We start from the raw sequence: 16,165 nt of genomic DNA, 5'->3' as shown, positions 1-16,165 counted from the left end.
TCGCTGCTCCATTAACTTGCAGCAGACGCCGCGGTCCGGTGCCGAATTTCTGGCACCGGGCCGCGGCGTTATGCGTCGGGCTTCGGTCAGGCGAGGGGAGTCCCGGCCCACTCCCGCAGTCGCGGCAGTGGCCAGGTGGTGACGATGCGGTCCGGGTCGATACCGTGCTGCACCGCCCGCACCGCGCCGAGACGGGTGAACTCGAGTTGGCCCGGTGCGTGCGCATCCGAATCGATGGCGAACAGGCAGCCGAGATCCCTCGCCAGGGTGAGTAACTCGTCGGGCGGGTCCACGCGTTCGGGGCGGGAGTTGATCTCCACCGCGGTGCCGGCGGCGGCGCACGCCTCGAAGACGGCCTGCGCGTCGAACGTCGACGGCGGACGCCCTCGACCGGCGATCAAGCGGCCGGTGCAATGGCCGAGTACCTGGACGCGCGGGTTCGACGCCGCGGCCACCAGACGTCGGGTCATCGCCGGGGCGTCCATGCGCAGCTTCGAATGCACCGAGGCGGTCACCACGTCGAGTCGGTCCAGCAGTGCGGGCTCCTGATCCAGCGACCCGTCGTCGAGGATGTCCACTTCGATGCCGCGCAGCAGGGTCAGGCCGTCGTCGTGGGTGCGGTTCCAGGCGTCGATGACGTCGATCTGCTGCGCGAGGCGCTGCGCGCTGAGACCGTGCGCGATGGTCAGCCGTGGTGAATGGTCGGTCACGGCAAGCCATTCGTAGCCGAGTTCGCTTGCCGCAGCGGCCATCTCCGACGGCGGTGCGCCGCCGTCGCTCCAGTCGGTGTGCGAATGCAGGTCACCGCGGAGCAGGGGGACCAGCGTCGGTGCGTCGGGCATCGGCGACGGCGTCTGTTGCAGCCGGTCGAGATAGCCGGGCAGCTCTCCGGCGGACGCCGCGGTGATCACCGAAGCGGTCGCTGTACCGATACCGGAGACCTCGGTGAGCGTAGAAGCCCGCAGCCGTCGGCCGAGTTCGTCGTCGTCCATGGCGGCGACGATCCCGGCGGCCTTGCGAAAGGCCTCCACGCGGTAACTGCGCTGGCGGTCGCGTTCGAGCAGCCAGGCGATCCGCGACAGAGCGGTCACCGGGTCGACGGGCGCGGTCAGCGGGGAGAAGGTTCTCATGCCGGCCCCGGATCGTCGGGATCGCGAATCTCGTCGGTGAGCCAGCCGAGGTAGCGCGCGGCGGAGGCGTGGACGGCTGCGCGCGCCGCGCTGTCGATGATGTTCCCGAACGCCCCGTAGATCCGGTCGTAGGCGACGGTGTCGAGTGCGGCGACGATCTGCCGCACCAGCCTCGGCGACAGCGGGATCAGATTCGGGTAGCTGCGCATGAACGAGACGGTGGCCCGGTCCGGATTCACCATCACCGTGTCGCCGGACAGCAGCGCGCCGCGGCCCTCCGCGGCGGTGCCGATCTGCAGCACGCAGCTGCCGGGGAAATGGCCGCCGCAGCGCACCAGCCGGATGCCCGGTGCGATCTCGCGGTCGGCGCGCCAGTGCACGACGACATCGTCGGGCCGGGTGACCCAGCGTCGATCCAGCTCGTGGACGTACACCGGGACGCGGCCGAGGAGATGACTCAGCGCGACGCTGGCGCCGACCAGGTGCGGATGGCTCGACGCGATCGCCGCGATCGGACCGGCCGCGCGCAGCCGCTCGACGAGTGCGGAGCCGACGAAGCCGGGCGGTTCCCACACCACGAGTCCGCCCGCGGACTCCACCAGGAAGGTCCGCTGCCCGATGCCCACCCGCGGATCGACGGTGAGTTCACGCAGCCCAGGCTCCAGATCGCGGATCGCCACCGACCGCTCTTCGTCGAGCCGGAGCGGCCGCCACTGCTGCCCGGCGGCCGGGACGTACTGCCGGTCGTCGACGCAGATCAGGCACTCGTCCGGTGGCGTGGGTGCGGGCGGATACTCGTTCCCGCACGTAACGCACAGCCAGCTCCGTCGGCCTGCCCGGTCCATCGCCGGTCGACCGGCGATCGGCGCGGATTCGGGTCCGGAGCTCATGCCGCCACCATAGAACGACGGCGTGGCCGATGCGCGACACCCGTTTATCGGACGGGCGTACGGGGTACCTGTCCGGTGATGAACCGACGAGACGACGAACCCGACGCGGCTTCGGGTCAACACGGCAAGGTGGACTCGCCGACCGATCTGACCAAGCCGCAGCTGGTGTACGTGCTGCGCAGGACCGGTCGCGAGTTCTCTCGCGACCAGTGCACCGACTTGGCCGCGGCGCTCACCTATTACGCCGTGCTCTCGCTGTTCCCATCGCTCCTGGTGATCGTCTCGCTGCTCGGTGTGTTCGGGCAGGGTGAGAAGACGGTCGACGCGGTGCTGGACCTGGTCGGCGACCTCGGTCCGTCGTCGGCGGTCGACACCCTGCGTGGGCCCGTCGAATCCCTCGTCGCGGCACCGACGGCCGGGTTGGCCCTGGTGATCGGTCTGCTCGGCGCGCTCTGGTCGGCGTCCGGCTATGTCGGCGCGTTCGGCCGTGCGATGAACCGCATGTACGAGATCGACGAAGGCCGCCCGTTCTGGAAGCTGCGCCCGGCGATGCTCGGTGTCACTCTCATCGTGTTGATTCTGGTGGCATCGATCGGTCTGATGCTCGTCGTCAGCGGACCGATCGCCAAGTCCGTCGGCGACGTGATCGGCGCCGGCGACACCGCGCTTCTGGTCTGGAACATCGTCCGCTGGCCGGTGATCCTGATCCTCGTCGTCATCGCTGTGGCGCTGTTGTACTACGCGACCCCGAACGTGGCGCAACTGAAGTTCCGATGGCTCAGTGCCGGCGCCTCCCTGGCGATCGTGGCGTGGATCCTCGCTTCGGTGCTGTTCGGGGTCTACGTCAGCAACTTCGCGTCGTACAACAAGACCTACGGCGCCCTCGCCGGCGTGATCGTGTTCTTGCTGTGGTTGTGGCTGACCAACCTGTCGCTTCTGTTCGGAGCCGAGTTCGACGCTGAACTCGAACGAGGACGGGAATTACAGTCCGGACTGCCCGCCGAGGGGACCATTCAATTGCCCGCCCGCGACACTTCCGTGTCCGACAAGAAGGCTGCCGCGCGCCTCGAGGACGTCGAGCGGGCGCGTGCACTGCGGTTGTCGCGCGGCCACACCGAGGACCTCCACACCGCTGCGGTCGACGAAGGGCCGCGCCCACCGAAAGGAGCTCGCATGACCGAGTCGGATGACCACGATCGTCCCGCCGAGGAGTTGAGCACCCTCGAATTGATCGAGCGGCTCAACACGCAAGTCACCACCCTGATCCGCACGGCGATGTCGTCGGCGGTCGAGGAGATGAAGAGCAAGGCAGCCGCGTGGGGTGGGTGTCGGGGTCTCCGGGTGGGCGTGCTGATCGCGCTGTTCGGGCTCGGGCGCTCGTGGCCGCCGCGATCCTGGGCCTGGCCACCGTGCTCTCGGGTTGGCTGGCCGCTCTGATCGTCGGCGGTGCGCTCGTCGGGATCGGCGCGATCGCCGCCGGACTGGGCGCCATGCGGGCGCGCGCTGCCGTACCCCCCGTCCCCGAGAAGACGGCGGCGAGCGTTCGCGCCGACGCCGAAACCGTGAAGGAGCACCTGTGAGCAACGAACCGAACAACGACCGCACCGCACACCACGACCCGCTGCCGCCTGCCGTCGATGACACGGTCGCCGACGCGGCCACCACGGACTTCGTCGACCCGGATCTGGCTACGCGGTCGCCCGCGGCGCCGCCCGAGAACGACGACGACAACGACGACACCGACGACGAACCGCCGCCGGTGGCTGAGCAGCGCGCTGAACTCGCCGACACCGTGGACGCACTGAGCGCGCGTCTGGACGTGCGGGAGCGCGCCAGAACTCAGGCCCACGCGAGTGCCGAACAGCTCAAGCAGCAGGCGGGCGGCCACCCGGCCGCGATGGTCGGTGCGGCCGGAGCGCTGGCAGCGGTGGTGGTGACGCTGCTGGTCCGCCGTCGGCGGCGTCGTCGGCCGCCGGCCGATGCGAGGAAATGAAGCCTCCGGGCCGGACCGGCCTAAGCGACTTCGCGGGGCGAGCACCGCGAAGGGACATCCCACACGAACGCAAGTGAGCAGGAGAACGCCATGGGTGCGGTCACCACAACTATGTACAAGCCTCTGTCGTTGGCGACGAGCGTGGTCGGCGGCATGCTCGCCGGCGCGGCGTTCTCGCGAGTATGGGGGCGGTTCAACGATGACGATTCCGTGCCCGATCCGAAGGATCTGCGACGCAGCAAACGCGAAGTGCTGATCGCCGCCGCGGTGCAGGGGTTGATCTTCGGGGTGGTCAAGGCGGCCGTCGATCGGGCAGGCGCCCAGGGTTTCCGCAAGCTGACCGCCTCGAATCCGCCGGTGTCGTGACCCGCTGGTCGGGCGCGGCAGTCCGTTCCGGTGACGACCACCAGTGGACCGCGCCGTCACGGGACACCGGGTGGGGGCACCGCTCGAGTGAAAGTGGTGGCCCGCCGCGCGCCACGTAGCCTGTTGTCGTGCGTTCACCGATTCCGGACTATCTCACCGATGCCCTCCGCGCTGTGGAGCCCGATCAATCCGGCGCCACCGCGGACTACATTCCCGAGCTCGCCCAAGCCGATCCGGACCGACTCGCCGCGGCGCTCTGCACCGTCGACGGCCATGTCTATTCGGCCGGGGATTCCACCGTGGAATTCAGCATCCAGTCGATCTCCAAGCCGTTCGCCTACGCACTCGCACTAGCGGATCGCGGGTTCGACGCCGTGCTGGAGAAGGTCAGTGTGGAGCCGAGCGGCAACGCGTTCAACGAGATGTCGGTGGAGCCGGCGACCGGACGTCCGCTGAACCCGATGATCAATGCCGGTGCCATCGCCACGCACAGCCTGACCGGTCCGCTCGGCGCGACGCCCGACGAACGGGTGGCCCGCGTGATCGACGGCCTCAGCGCCTTCGCCGGACGGCGCCTGGAGGTCGACGAGTCGGTGTACCGGTCCGAGATCGGGCACGCCTATCGGAACCGGTCCCTGGCGAACATGCTGCGTGCCTACGACATCATCGCCGACGATCCACTCGTGGCTGTCGCCGGTTACACCCGGCAGTGCTCGGTGCGGGTGACCACCGAGGATCTCGCAGTGATGGCGGGAACCCTGGCCAACCGGGGCGTGAACCCGCGCACCGGTCGCCCCGTGGTGTCGGCCGCAGTGGTCCGACAGACGCTCAGCGTGATGGCGACCTGCGGCATGTACGACGGTGCCGGCGATTGGATGACCCGCGTCGGCGTGCCCGCCAAGAGTGGGGTCGCCGGCGGTTTGATCGGCGCGCTGCCCGGCCAGGTGGGGATCGCGACCTTTTCGCCGCGCTTGGATCGGCACGGTAACAGCGTTCGTGGGGCCGACCTGTTCACCCGGTTCACCGCGGACATGGGCATGCACCTGATGGAGGTGCCGCCCGCCGGACCGTCGGCGATCCGCAGTCGGCGGATCATCGGACCGGCCGACGACGAGGTCGCGCTCTTCTCGCTGCAAGGCGACCTGCGGTTCGCCGCCGCCGAACGTGTGGTCCGCGAGTTCCAGGAGAATCCGCCGGAGCAGAGTCGGGTGGCGATCAGCCTGCGCCGGGTGTTCTCGATCGATGCCGTCGCCCGCCGGATGGTGCTCGAGGCGGTGCGCCGCCTGACCCTCGACGGGTACGACGTCTACTTGATCGACCCGGACACGGTGCTTCCCGACCCGGACCCCGGCACCGGCGGCCGCGTGCAGGTCCTGCACGACCTCGAAAACTTCGACCCCGCCTGACCCTCCCGCTCCCTGAGCTTCCCTGCCGCTCCCTGAGCTAGTCGAACGGCCGCCCCCGACCCTGCTCCCGCGAGACCTTCCCGCTCGCGCGAGAGGATTCCGTTCCCGCGGCACTTCGGTAGGCCCGCGGGAACGGCGAGCTCTCGCGGGAAGCGGGCCGGGGGAGAGTTGAGTTTCCGTCCGGGGCCGCGCCGACAGTGCGGTGGGGCAGACCAGCGAACGGGTCGTTAGGCGGGCATACCGAGGGTGTAGGCGTCCATGGACAGCGAGCCGGCGGCGTAGCCGTCGACCAGCAGATCCAGCGGATCGCTCTCGGCGAGGCCGGCCAGGTACAGCAGCGGCAGAAAATGGTCGGGGGTGGGCACCGCGGCGGCGAAGTCGCGGTGCCCGTCCAGGGTCAGGATCTCCGACGGGTCGCTGCGCAGCAGGTCGGCGGCGGCCTCGTTGAATCGCTGCGCCCAGGTGAACCCGGCGTCGGGCTGGGAGAAGTCGACGGCGGCCAGGTTGTGCACGATGTTGCCGCTGCCGACGATCAGCACGCCCTGCTTGCGCAGCGGTGCCAACTTCCGGCCCAGCTCCAGGTGGTACTCGAGGCCCTCATAGCCGTTGAGCGACAACTGAATCACCGGGATCGACGCGTCCGGGAAGGCGTGCCGCAGCACCGACCAGGTGCCGTGATCGATACCCCAGCTGTCGGTGTCCATGCCCACCCACGTCGGCTTCACCACCTCGGCCACCAGCTCGGCGATCTCCGGATCGCCGGGTGCGGGGTACTCGACGTCGAACAGTTCCTGTGGGAAACCGTAGAAGTCGTGGATGGTGCGAGGATCGCGCATCGCGGTCACCGCGGTGGCGTTGATATACCAGTGCGCGGAGATCACCAGAATGGCCCGCGGACGGGGCACCGACCGCCCCAAGTCCTCCCAGGCCCGCGTGTACCGGTTGGTCTCGATGGCGTTCATCGGATTGCCGTGGCCGAGGAAGGCCGCGGGCATCAACGACGGGGTGGCAGTGCTCAACGGGGGCGCCCTTCTCCGATCGACGATCTGTGCCGTCGACGGTACGCGCACCAGCCGATATGCCGCGCCGCGTCGCCGGGTGCGACCATACGACTATGACTGCCACGCTCGTCGCCAAAGACGTCTCCGGTGGATACGCCCATCGGGTGCTCTTCGATCACCTCGATCTGACGGTGACGCCGGGCGACGTGGTGGGCGTGGTCGGCGCGAACGGGGCGGGTAAGACGACGCTGCTGCGCGTGCTCGCCGGCGACCTCGCGCCGTTGGCGGGCACCGTCTCGCGGGCCCCGGCCGACGCCTTCGTCGGCTGGCTGCCGCAGGAGCACGACAGGGTGCCCGGCGAGACCGTCGCGCAGTACGTGGCTCGACGCACCGGCTGCGCGGCGGCGACCCGCGCCATGGACGACGCGGCCGCGGCGCTCGCCGAGGACCCGCCCGCCGGCGGCCCGGACCCGGCCGACGTCTACTCAGCCGCATTGGATCATTGGCTCGCGACCGGCGCCCCGGACCTCGACGAACGACTGGCCGTCGTGCTCGCCGAACTGGGCCTGAGCACCGGCGTGCAGGCACCGGAGGACGCGTTGATGACCGCCCTGTCCGGCGGCCAGGTGGCGCGGGTGGGCCTGGCGGCCCTGCTGTGCTCGCGGTTCGACGTCGTGCTGCTCGACGAGCCCACCAACGACCTCGACCTCGACGGCCTCGCCCGACTCGAAGAGGTGGTGGCCGGCATGCGCGGCGGCGTGGTGCTGGTGAGCCACGACCGAGAGTTCTTGTCCCGCTGTGTGACTCGCGTGCTCGAGCTCGATCTGGCGCAGCACGCCAACACCGTCTACGGCGGCGGGTACGACAGCTACCTCGAAGAGCGGGAGGTGGCCCGCCGCCACCGCCGCGAGGAATACGAGGAGTACGCCGAACGCAAGGCCGACCTCGTCGCCCGGGCCCGCACCCAACGCGAATGGTCCAGCCAGGGCGTCCGGAATGCGATGCGCAAGGCCCCCGACAGCGACAAACTGCGCCGCAAGGCCGCCAGCGAATCCAGCGAGAAGCAGGCGCAGAAGGTGCGGCAGATGGAGAGCCGGATCGAGCGGCTCGAAGAAGTGGTGGAGCCGCGCAAGGAGTGGGTGCTCGAGTTCACCATCGGCGCCGCACCGCGCTCGAGCGCGGTGGTCGCCACCCTCAATCAGGCGGTGGTACGCAACGGCGACTTCGTGCTGGGGCCGGTGTCACTGCAGGTCAACGCCGGCGAACGGATCGGGATCACCGGCCCCAACGGCGCGGGCAAGTCGACGCTGCTGCGCGCCCTGCTGGGCACCCAGGAACCCGACGACGGCACGTCGCAGCTCGGCGCCAACGTCGCGGTGGGGGAAGTGGATCAGTCCCGCGCGCTCTTCACCGGAACGCAGCCGCTGGCCGCGCGCTTCGAAGAACTCATGCCCGAGTTCACCACGGCCGACGTGCGCACGCTGCTCGCGAAGTTCGGGCTGCGCGCCGACCACGTGGACCGGCCGGTCGATCACCTGTCGCCGGGCGAGCGCACCCGCGCGGCACTGGCGCTGCTGCAGGCGAAGGGCACCAACCTGCTGGTGCTCGACGAACCGACGAACCACCTCGACCTGCCCGCGATCGAACAGCTCGAATCCGCGTTGGAGTCCTACGACGGCGCGCTTCTGCTGGTGACGCACGACCGCCGAATGCTCGACACGGTGCGGGTGGACCGCCGCTGGCACGTCGACGGCGGGCACGTCGTCGAACTCTAGCGGCGGCAGCTCACGCGAGCATGTCCTTCACCATCGGCACCACCTTCTCGCCGTACAACTCGATGGAACGACGCTGCGCCGCGTGCGGCACCGGCTGGTCGTACTTGAGGTCGAACCGGTCCACCTTCAGGACGTCGAGGGTGGCGGCGATCTTGCGGGCGACGGTCTCCGGGGACCCGACGTAGAGCGAGCCGCCGGAGATCTCCCGCTCGAAATCGCCGGGCGCCGGATCGGGCCAGCCGCGCTCGCGTCCGAGGCGCAGACGGAACTCCAGCCAGCCGTCGTACACGGTCTCGCGCGCGAGTTCGTCGCTCGCGGCGACGAGGCCGGGGGAGTGCACGGCGACGGGTGCGCGCGGTACTTCGAGCTGGTCCTGCGCGCGCTCGAACAGGTCGATGTAGGGCGCGAATCGCTCGGGGGCGCCGCCGATGATCGCCAGGAACAGTCCGAATCCGTGGCGCGCGGTGCGGACCACCGATTCGGGGCTGCCGCCCACGCCTACCCAGGTGGGGATGCCGTTCGCAGTCTCCGGGTATACGCGCTGGTCGGTGAGCCCGGCGCGGGTGCTGCCGGACCAGGTGACCGGCTTCTCGGTGAGCAGCGCCGCCAACAGGCCGAGCTTCTCCTCGAAGAGCACCTCGTAGTCGCTGAGGTCGTAGCCGAACAGCGGGAACGACTCGATGAACGAGCCGCGGCCGGCGACGATCTCGGCGCGGCCGTTGGACACGGCGTCGAGCGTCGCGAAGCGTTCGAAGACGCGGACCGGATCGTCGGAGCTCAGCACCGTGACGGCGGAACCGAGACGGATCTTCTCGGTCCGCGCCGCGATCGCCGATAGCACCATCTCGGGGCTCGACACCGCGAAGTCCGGGCGGTGGTGCTCGCCGACGGCGAAGAAGTCCAGGCCGAGCTCGTCGGCCAGGACTCCGTCCTCGACGAGGTCGCGAATCACCTGCGCGTGCGAGATGGGGTTGCCCTCGCCGTCGTCGGTCAGACCCCCGAAGGTGTCCAGGCCGAACTCGATCTCACTCATGTCGTCTCCGTCGTTGCTGTCGTGGTGGGGAAGTGGGGGGCCGGACTACTGCTGGCGAGCGTTGACCGCGCGCAGGTGCGTCGGCGTGGGCTTGACGACGTGCGCGTCGTACTCGGGGTGGCGGGTCAGCCACTTGGCCACGTAGGGGCAGACCGGGACGATGGCGTAGCCGCGGGCCACGACGTCGGCGACCACGTGCTGAACCAGGAACGACGCCAGGCCCTGACCGCCGTAGGCCTCGTCGACGCCGGTGTGGAACAGAACGCGCTCCACCGTGCCTGCGGCGTCGACGTCGACGTACGATTCCTCGCCGGCCTCGCGGCCGTCGGAGCTCTGGTCGACGAGGACGTAGCGCGACTCGTCGGGGCGGTCGACGACGGCGAAGGTGGTCTCGGTCATGGCGGTTCCTTTCGGGGTGGTCTCCGGGGTGCTACTGCTATTCAACTGTTCGGTGCGGCCGTTGTTCCCGGGCGCGATGCGCGGCGATGCCAGAATGGCGGGCGTGCGGGAGATTCTGCGGCGCGAAGTGACCCTGGCGGTGGTGCTGTCGGCCGCGGCCGGCTACATCGACGCCGTGGGCTACCTCTATCTGGGTGGCAACTTCGTCTCGTTCATGAGCGGCAACACCACGGAGCTGGCGGCCGGCGCAGCCCACGGCGACTGGTCTGTGGTCCGTCTGGTCGCCACCCTGCTCGGCTGCTTCTTCGCCGGCACCGTGCTCGGCGCGCTGCTGGTTCGTGTCGGCGACGGCCGCACCACCGTCCTGACCGCCAGCACGGTGCTGGTGGCACTGACCGCGATCCTGGCCGACGTCACGGACTCCACGATGCCGGCCACGCTGCTGCTGCCGCTGTCGATGGGCGTCATCAACGCCACCTTCCTCACCGCGGGTGAGGCCAGCATCGGCCTCACCTACATGACCGGTGCGCTGGTGAAGGCCGGTCAACGATTGGTCGATGCGTTCTTCGGCGGGCCGCGCATGGTGTGGATACGACACCTGGCGCTCTGGTCGGCGCTGCTCGTGGGTGGCGTGTTCGGGGCGTGGATGTGGTTCCAGACCGGGCTGACCGGGGCGCTCTGGCTGATCGTGGGGGTGCTGGCGCTCGTCACCGTGGCGGTGGTGATCACCCGCCTGCGGACCGGTCGCTTCGCCGCGCCGCCGGAGCGACGCGAGATCGTGGTCCTCGGCCCCGACGCCACCGGTCAGCCGCCGCACTAGTGTCCCGTGTTGGAAATTCATTGTTGGTATCCCTCGGCCAGATGAACGCCTGGCGGCGTTGTCGTCGGTCGCTGTAGCTGCCGCTACGGCTCCCTCCTCCGCCTTGCCATCCGCCCATCTGACTCGCGGGAACCATTCACCAATTTCCAACACGGGACACCAGACAGCGGGCCGAATCGCGGGCGCCGGTACCACTAGGCTGACTGCCATGCCGGAGACCACCGATCAGTTGGCGGCCACACTGCTCGAGGCGCAGGTGGCGTACACCCTGTCCCAGTTGACCGATGACGCGAAGTTCGCAGAATTGGTCGACGACGAGATCGCCTCGTTCATGGTCGAGTCGGGCACGGTGCCGCTGGAGACGGTGATGCCGCGCGCGCTGATCAAGGCCGTGGCCCGCAAGTACACGATGCAGTTCCCGGTGGAAGGTGCGATCCCGGAACTCGTCGGCCAGGTGGCCGGGCGGCTGTACCGGCACGAAGTCCATCGGACGACGGTGCTCTCCGAGGTGATCGACACGCGCCGCTTCGAGGAACTCGCGGCGGTGGCCACCGAACTGCCCGTCGCACGACGGGCCGTCGATCAGGTGCTGGCCAGCCCGGCGACCACCGACACCGTGGTCGAGGTGGTGCAGCGGGCCGTGGAACGCCGTGTGGGCGTGCGCGCCGGACGACGACTCGCCGGACTGGTGGAGCGGTGGACCCGGCGCGGGACCGCCGCGGTCCTCGGGTCGGTGCAGGAGGACTCCGACGACCTGCTGCTGGACGGTCTGCGGGAGTTCTGGCGGGGCCGATCGGGTGACGCCGTCGACGGTTTCCGGGACACGGTCGACGAGGCCGACGTGGAAGACGTCGTGATCCTGGTCTTCGAGTTCTGGCGCAGCTTCCGGCAGACCGACTTCTTCCGAACGCTGCTCGACGCGGGCATCGATGAGGTCTTCGATACGTACGGCGCCACGCCGATCGCCGACGTGCTGGCCGATCTGGGCGTGAGCGAGGCCGATCTGCGCGAAGAGGCCATGCGCTTCGGGCCGCCGGTGATCGGGCATCTGGACACCACCGGTTTCTTGGCGCAGTTGATCCGGCGGCGACTCGCGCCGTTCTACGCCTCCGCGCAGTTCCGTGAGGCGCTCGCGAGTCGCAGGTGATGCACACCATCACGGTCTGCGGCACGATATGCCGGGACGCCCGGCGTCCCGCAATCGTGTTGGGGCGCCGGGCGTCGATCGTGTGTGTCGTTGTAGGTCTACCTCGATGACATCACCTCCAGAGGTCACGTACGTGCTCTTCTGTCACGGCCACACGCCGGGAGGGGAGGCTCCGCTGCCCAGCATTTCGGACCGATCTGGGAACTCGTACGGATACGCATCGACGTGATCGTCGAAGAATTCGATGTCAGTGTGCTGGTCCAGCCAGTCGAGCGGGCTGGCCTCCAGTGCTATACCCATCATGTGCCTCCTCGAAAGAAAGTCCCATCATGAATTCAGCGGCGGCTACCTCAGGTTGATGTCGCGGTGATCGAGGCCTGTGGTTGCTCGGACTGTTCCACCGTGATCTTGCGAGCCTTAGCCTTCTCGTCAACCGGGATGACCACGCTGAGAACGCCGTTGTCGTACTTCGCACTGATGGCCGCGGTATCGATGCCGTCGCCCAACGTCACCTGCCTGCGGTACGTGCCAGCGAATCGCTCGCTGGCAAGCCACTTGACGCCTTCATCAGACGCGACCGATCGTTGGGCGGACAGGGTCAACACGCCGTTGTCGACGCTGACGTCGACCGAGCCCGGATCGACTCCGGGAAGATCAGCGGTCAAAACGTAGCGATCTTCGATCTTGTACAGATCCATCGGCATGAACCGTGGCGTCCGCATGGTTCCGCTTTGCTGCCCACTCAGCACGCCACGAGCCAACGAGTCGAAGTCTGTGAAAGGATCAAAACCAAGCACAGCAACACACCTCCTGTTTCGCTTCCGCACCAGCCCGGCTGCCGGTGCTCCTCATCACTGTGCGATACCTGATTAGCACTCAACGCCATCGAGTGCCAGCTTTTGAGGCGTCAGTCGCTCCATCGAAATAATGATCGCCGCAGCCTCGTTGAGGGGCTGCGGCGATCGTCATACGGCTCGCGCTGATGTCGCTCGTTGGCGGCAGCTGGTGCGTCAGTGGGCCGCTTCGTAGGCGGCGATGATGTCGGCCGGGATACGGCCGCGATCGCTCACGGTTAAGCCGTTCTCGTTGGCCCACGCGCGCACGGCGCGGGTGTTCGTGGTCGACTTGCCGGCAGCGCGACGCGTGCTGCGCCCGCCGACCACGCGGGAGACGCCCACATAGGTGGCCACCGCATCGCGGAACGCTGCGGCATTCTCCGGCGAGGCGTCGAACTCGTAGCTCTTTCCGTCGAGCGACCATCGGACGGTTTCGTAGTCGTCCAGCTCGGCGCCGTCGATGTCGTCGACGATCATGATCTTGGTTCGCTTCGCCATGAAGGGCCCTTCTCGGTGGTTTCTCAATGGAGATATTGCATGAAATATGCGGACGTCCCGAGTCTACAAAAATTGTCGCGAATGTAAAAGGCGAAATGCGTGATCGATATCAGCGAGTAGGAGTGGGGGCGGTGGAACGCTGACTATTGCGGGCGGATTCCCCGAGCAGTTCGGAGGGGGCTCGGTCGTCGCCGTGAATCTCCGCATATCCGTCCGAGGTCAGCGCGAATCCGGCGTTCGAGTCTGATTCGAGGCAGTACAGGCCGTCGACGTCGCTGAGGCAGCTGAAGCCGCCGGCGACAATCGTCGAGCCGAATTCGAGGATGTGCGACCGGAAAAGCACCGGATACAGATTGGCGCAACCGCCCGCCGCTACGGACTCGGAATTCAGTACCGCGAGGTTCCTATTCCATTCGCAACCGGCCGGACTGTTCGGCGGGGGCGTCGTTCGTCCGTCGATCCGATCGCCCGCGCAGACCAGGGCGCCGGAGCCGTTGTTGCCGGTCGAACAGCGAATCGTGCGGTCCGGGGTGGAGAAGTGGACACCGGAGAGGTCGTCGAGTCGTTCGCCGGTATCGGTGGTGGCACCGACGTGGTAATTGCTCACCCCGACCCGCGGTGCCGTCGAGATGGCGCTGGCCATGCTGTCGGCGGCGTCGGTGGTGAAGCTGCGAGTGGACCGGGACTTCGGAGCGGTCGTCGCCGTCGGTGCCGCCGTCGACGACTCGGTGATCAGCGCATTCCTCTCCGGAATCTGAATCGCGGTGGGGCCCTGCTGCTCCTCGAGCAGCCCGCAGGCGCTGGTGGCGGTGAGCGCCGCCGCAGCCAGCGCCGCCGCGGCGAGGCGGAGGGGTCGACGAGTCCGACGTCCGGTGGTCGGCGGGTGCCCGGTGGATCCGTACCCTTGCACTGTGGCCACTCCCAAGATCGTGTTGTTCTACGTGTTCACGCCGCTGCCGGATCCAGACGCTATCCGACTATGGCAGCAGGCGGTCTGCGAGTCGTTGGGCCTGCGCGGCAGAATCATCGTGTCATCCCACGGCATCAACGCGACAGTGGGTGGTGATCTGCCCGACGTCAAACGGTACGTACGCGCCACGCGCAGCTACCCGGCTTTTCGGGATGCCGATATCAAGTGGTCCGAAGGAGTCGGCGACGACTTTCCCCGGTTGAGCGTCAAAGTCCGCCCGGAGATCGTCACCTTCGGTGTCCCCGACGAAGTGGTGGTGGGTGCGGAGGGAATTGTCGGCGGCGGCGACCGATTGTCGCCCGAGCAGGTCCACGACTTGGTCGCCGAGCGCGGAGACGACGTCGTCTTCTTCGACGGACGCAATGCGATCGAAGCGCAGATTGGGCGATTTGCCGGGGCGGTGGTTCCCGAAGTGGAGACGACCCGCGATTTCGTGCCGTTGATCGACAGCGGCGTGTTCGATCATCTGAAGAATCGTCCGGTAGTGACCTATTGCACGGGCGGCGTGCGGTGTGAGGTGCTCAGCGCACTTCTTCGTAATCGTGGATTCACCGAGGTGTATCAGATCGACGGCGGAATCGTCCGCTATGGAGAAGCGTACGGAGACGACGGACTGTGGGAAGGTTCGCTGTATGTCTTCGATAAGCGTATGAGTCTCGACTTCTCGGAGAAGGCGAGGGTTCTCGGCACTTGTGTGAACTGCGGGGCGCCGACCAATCGGATCGCCAACCATCCCGACGAACTCGGGCGGGAGCTCGCGGTGCTCTGTCCACAGTGCCGCCCCGCGTCGCAATGACGGCGCGCGCGGTGCCGGTGGTGGTTCTCGCCGGATTCCTCGGTGCGGGAAAGACCACGGTTCTCAACCACCTGCTGCGCCACGCCGACGGCCGACGATTCGGCGTCCTGGTCAACGACTTCGGCGCGGTGAACATCGACGCGTTGCTGGTGTCCGGGCAGTCCGCGGGCCGACTCGACCTGGCGAACGGATGCATCTGCTGCACCACCGACGCCGAGGGGCTGCGTGAGGCGCTGGCGGCGCTGGCGGCATCGGGCGTCGACGCGATCGTGATCGAGGCCAGCGGGATCGCCGAACCCAAGGCGTTGGTGCGTCTGGTGCTCGCGGCGCGCGACGAGCGTGTGGCCTACGGGGGCCTGGTCTACCTGGTCGACGCCGCGCATGTGGAGCAGACGCTCGCCGAGCATCCCGCGGTGGCCGGCCACGTGGGGGTGGCCGACCTGGTGGTGTGCAGCAAGACCGACCTGGTGTCCGCGGACCAGCTGGCCCGGGTGCGCGGCACGCTCGCCGGGCTGAATCCCACGGCGCCGATCGTGTCGGTGGTCGGGGGAGTGGTCGACCCCGGGTTCTTCGCCGAGGGGATCGGGGGAGTCGGCGAGCACGAGCAGCCGCGTCAGCTCTCGATCGGCGAACTGCTCGACGATGAACCCGACTATCCGCACGGGCACCTGCACGAGGCCTTCGAGTCGGTGTCGCTGGACGCGGCCGGACCCGTCGACCCGCGGCGGCTGGCGGCCTTCCTGGAGCGGCCGCCGGCCGGCGCCTACCGCTGCAAGGGGCTGGCCTTCGTCGACCTGCCCGGGCACCGCGAGCGCGCCTACGAGGTGCACGCCGTCGGCGGATTCGTACGGGTGGGGCGTCGGCCCTGGCCGGGCGGGGTGCGCGCCACCAGTCTGGTGACCATCGGCGCCGGGCTCGACGTCGACGCGACGCGCGCGGCGATGGCCGACGTCCTGGTCCCGGCCGATCCGGCCGACGAGAACGGCATCCTCCATCTGACTCGGCACCTGGTCACAGGCGACTAACGATTTCCCCGGTGTGACGGGGATCGGGTTGCCACGGGTCGACTCCCGCTGATTCACTTGAGGCAGAAGTGACTGGTGTG

At 68.4% G+C, this 16,165-nt stretch carries 18 protein-coding genes and 1 pseudogene; 10 read left to right on the top strand and 9 right to left on the bottom strand.

Annotated elements, in window-relative coordinates:
• Window positions 1–86: 86 nt before the first annotated feature.
• Window positions 87–1,130: a PHP domain-containing protein gene (locus tag MUG78_RS01610; protein WP_246991555.1), complete on the bottom strand. Its 1,044-nt coding sequence runs from the start codon at window positions 1,128–1,130 to the stop codon at window positions 87–89.
• Window positions 1,127–1,975, bottom strand: coding sequence for an MBL fold metallo-hydrolase (locus MUG78_RS01605; protein WP_246996745.1), 849 nt, complete (start codon window positions 1,973–1,975; stop codon window positions 1,127–1,129). The genes MUG78_RS01610 and MUG78_RS01605 overlap by 4 nt, the downstream gene beginning before the upstream one ends.
• Before the next feature lie 123 nt (window positions 1,976–2,098).
• Here MUG78_RS01605 and MUG78_RS01600 point away from each other — a divergent pair.
• The 5 genes and pseudogenes from MUG78_RS01600 to MUG78_RS01580 all read left to right on the top strand — a co-directional run.
• Window positions 2,099–3,130, top strand: a pseudogene (locus tag MUG78_RS01600) (YihY/virulence factor BrkB family protein); the annotation flags it as partial.
• A 299-nt stretch (window positions 3,131–3,429) separates the two neighbouring features.
• Window positions 3,430–3,600: a phage holin family protein gene (locus tag MUG78_RS18220; protein WP_308221318.1), complete on the top strand. Its 171-nt coding sequence runs from the start codon at window positions 3,430–3,432 to the stop codon at window positions 3,598–3,600.
• Complete coding sequence (locus tag MUG78_RS01590; RefSeq protein WP_246991553.1) at window positions 3,597–4,013, top strand: DUF3618 domain-containing protein; 417 nt, start codon at window positions 3,597–3,599, stop codon at window positions 4,011–4,013. Before MUG78_RS18220 ends, MUG78_RS01590 begins: the two co-directional genes overlap by 4 nt.
• A gap of 90 nt (window positions 4,014–4,103) precedes the next feature.
• Window positions 4,104–4,379, top strand: coding sequence for a DUF4235 domain-containing protein (locus MUG78_RS01585; protein ID WP_246991551.1), 276 nt, complete (start codon window positions 4,104–4,106; stop codon window positions 4,377–4,379).
• A gap of 128 nt (window positions 4,380–4,507) precedes the next feature.
• Window positions 4,508–5,785 carry a glutaminase gene (locus MUG78_RS01580; protein WP_246991549.1) on the top strand — a complete coding sequence of 426 codons (1,278 nt, stop codon included), beginning with the start codon at window positions 4,508–4,510 and terminating at the stop codon, window positions 5,783–5,785.
• A 227-nt stretch (window positions 5,786–6,012) separates the two neighbouring features.
• Here the strand turns inward: MUG78_RS01580 and ygiD are convergent, their stop codons facing one another.
• A complete protein-coding gene (gene ygiD / locus MUG78_RS01575; protein ID WP_246996743.1) occupies window positions 6,013–6,780 on the bottom strand; it encodes a 4,5-DOPA-extradiol-dioxygenase in 768 nt (255 codons plus the stop codon).
• A gap of 119 nt (window positions 6,781–6,899) precedes the next feature.
• Here ygiD and MUG78_RS01570 point away from each other — a divergent pair, with 119 nt between their 5' ends.
• The gene (locus MUG78_RS01570) at window positions 6,900–8,561 is read left to right on the top strand and encodes an ABC-F family ATP-binding cassette domain-containing protein (RefSeq protein WP_246991547.1); all 1,662 of its coding nucleotides are present in this window, start codon (window positions 6,900–6,902) and stop codon (window positions 8,559–8,561) included.
• Between the two features lie 10 nt (window positions 8,562–8,571).
• Here the strand turns inward: MUG78_RS01570 and MUG78_RS01565 are convergent, their stop codons facing one another.
• Together MUG78_RS01565 and MUG78_RS01560 are read right to left on the bottom strand one after the other, a co-directional pair.
• Window positions 8,572–9,594, bottom strand: coding sequence for an LLM class flavin-dependent oxidoreductase (locus MUG78_RS01565; RefSeq protein ID WP_246991545.1), 1,023 nt, complete (start codon window positions 9,592–9,594; stop codon window positions 8,572–8,574).
• Between the two features lie 45 nt (window positions 9,595–9,639).
• Window positions 9,640–9,993, bottom strand: coding sequence for a GNAT family N-acetyltransferase (locus MUG78_RS01560; protein ID WP_246991544.1), 354 nt, complete (start codon window positions 9,991–9,993; stop codon window positions 9,640–9,642).
• Here MUG78_RS01560 and MUG78_RS01555 point away from each other — a divergent pair.
• Entirely contained in the window at window positions 9,992–10,813 is an 822-nt protein-coding gene (locus tag MUG78_RS01555) for a YoaK family protein (RefSeq protein WP_246991543.1), read from the top strand. The genes MUG78_RS01560 and MUG78_RS01555 overlap by 2 nt on opposite strands.
• A 208-nt stretch (window positions 10,814–11,021) precedes the next feature.
• Window positions 11,022–11,960, top strand: coding sequence for a hypothetical protein (locus MUG78_RS01550; RefSeq protein WP_246991542.1), 939 nt, complete (start codon window positions 11,022–11,024; stop codon window positions 11,958–11,960).
• 144 nt (window positions 11,961–12,104) lie between these two features.
• Here the strand turns inward: MUG78_RS01550 and MUG78_RS01545 are convergent, their stop codons facing one another.
• From MUG78_RS01545 to MUG78_RS01530, 4 genes are all read right to left on the bottom strand, one after another.
• On the bottom strand, window positions 12,105–12,263 hold the full coding sequence (locus MUG78_RS01545) for a hypothetical protein (RefSeq protein ID WP_246991541.1): 159 nt from the start codon (window positions 12,261–12,263) through the stop codon (window positions 12,105–12,107).
• A 47-nt stretch (window positions 12,264–12,310) separates the two neighbouring features.
• Window positions 12,311–12,757, bottom strand: coding sequence for an Hsp20/alpha crystallin family protein (locus MUG78_RS01540; RefSeq protein WP_246991540.1), 447 nt, complete (start codon window positions 12,755–12,757; stop codon window positions 12,311–12,313).
• Window positions 12,758–12,970: 213 nt separating this feature from the next.
• Window positions 12,971–13,294 (bottom strand): histone-like nucleoid-structuring protein Lsr2, encoded by a 324-nt coding sequence (locus MUG78_RS01535; RefSeq protein WP_246991539.1) that lies wholly within the window; start codon window positions 13,292–13,294, stop codon window positions 12,971–12,973.
• A gap of 109 nt (window positions 13,295–13,403) precedes the next feature.
• Window positions 13,404–14,213 (bottom strand): hypothetical protein, encoded by an 810-nt coding sequence (locus tag MUG78_RS01530; RefSeq protein ID WP_246991538.1) that lies wholly within the window; start codon window positions 14,211–14,213, stop codon window positions 13,404–13,406.
• Between MUG78_RS01530 and trhO the strand changes: the two genes are divergently transcribed.
• Together trhO and MUG78_RS01520 are read left to right on the top strand one after the other, a co-directional pair.
• Window positions 14,206–15,060, top strand: a complete 855-nt coding sequence (trhO, locus tag MUG78_RS01525) for an oxygen-dependent tRNA uridine(34) hydroxylase TrhO (RefSeq protein ID WP_246991537.1) — start codon at window positions 14,206–14,208, stop codon at window positions 15,058–15,060. The genes MUG78_RS01530 and trhO overlap by 8 nt on opposite strands.
• The gene (locus tag MUG78_RS01520; RefSeq protein WP_246991535.1) at window positions 15,057–16,085 is read left to right on the top strand and encodes a CobW family GTP-binding protein; all 1,029 of its coding nucleotides are present in this window, start codon (window positions 15,057–15,059) and stop codon (window positions 16,083–16,085) included. Before trhO ends, MUG78_RS01520 begins: the two co-directional genes overlap by 4 nt.
• Window positions 16,086–16,165 lie beyond the last annotated feature (80 nt).

Source organism: Gordonia alkaliphila (assembly GCF_023017165.1).
In the GTDB taxonomy this organism is placed as follows: Bacteria; Actinomycetota; Actinomycetes; order Mycobacteriales; family Mycobacteriaceae; genus Gordonia; species Gordonia alkaliphila.
The sequence above is the reverse complement of the archived record's forward strand: the minus strand, read 5'-3'. Positions and strand labels throughout refer to the sequence as shown.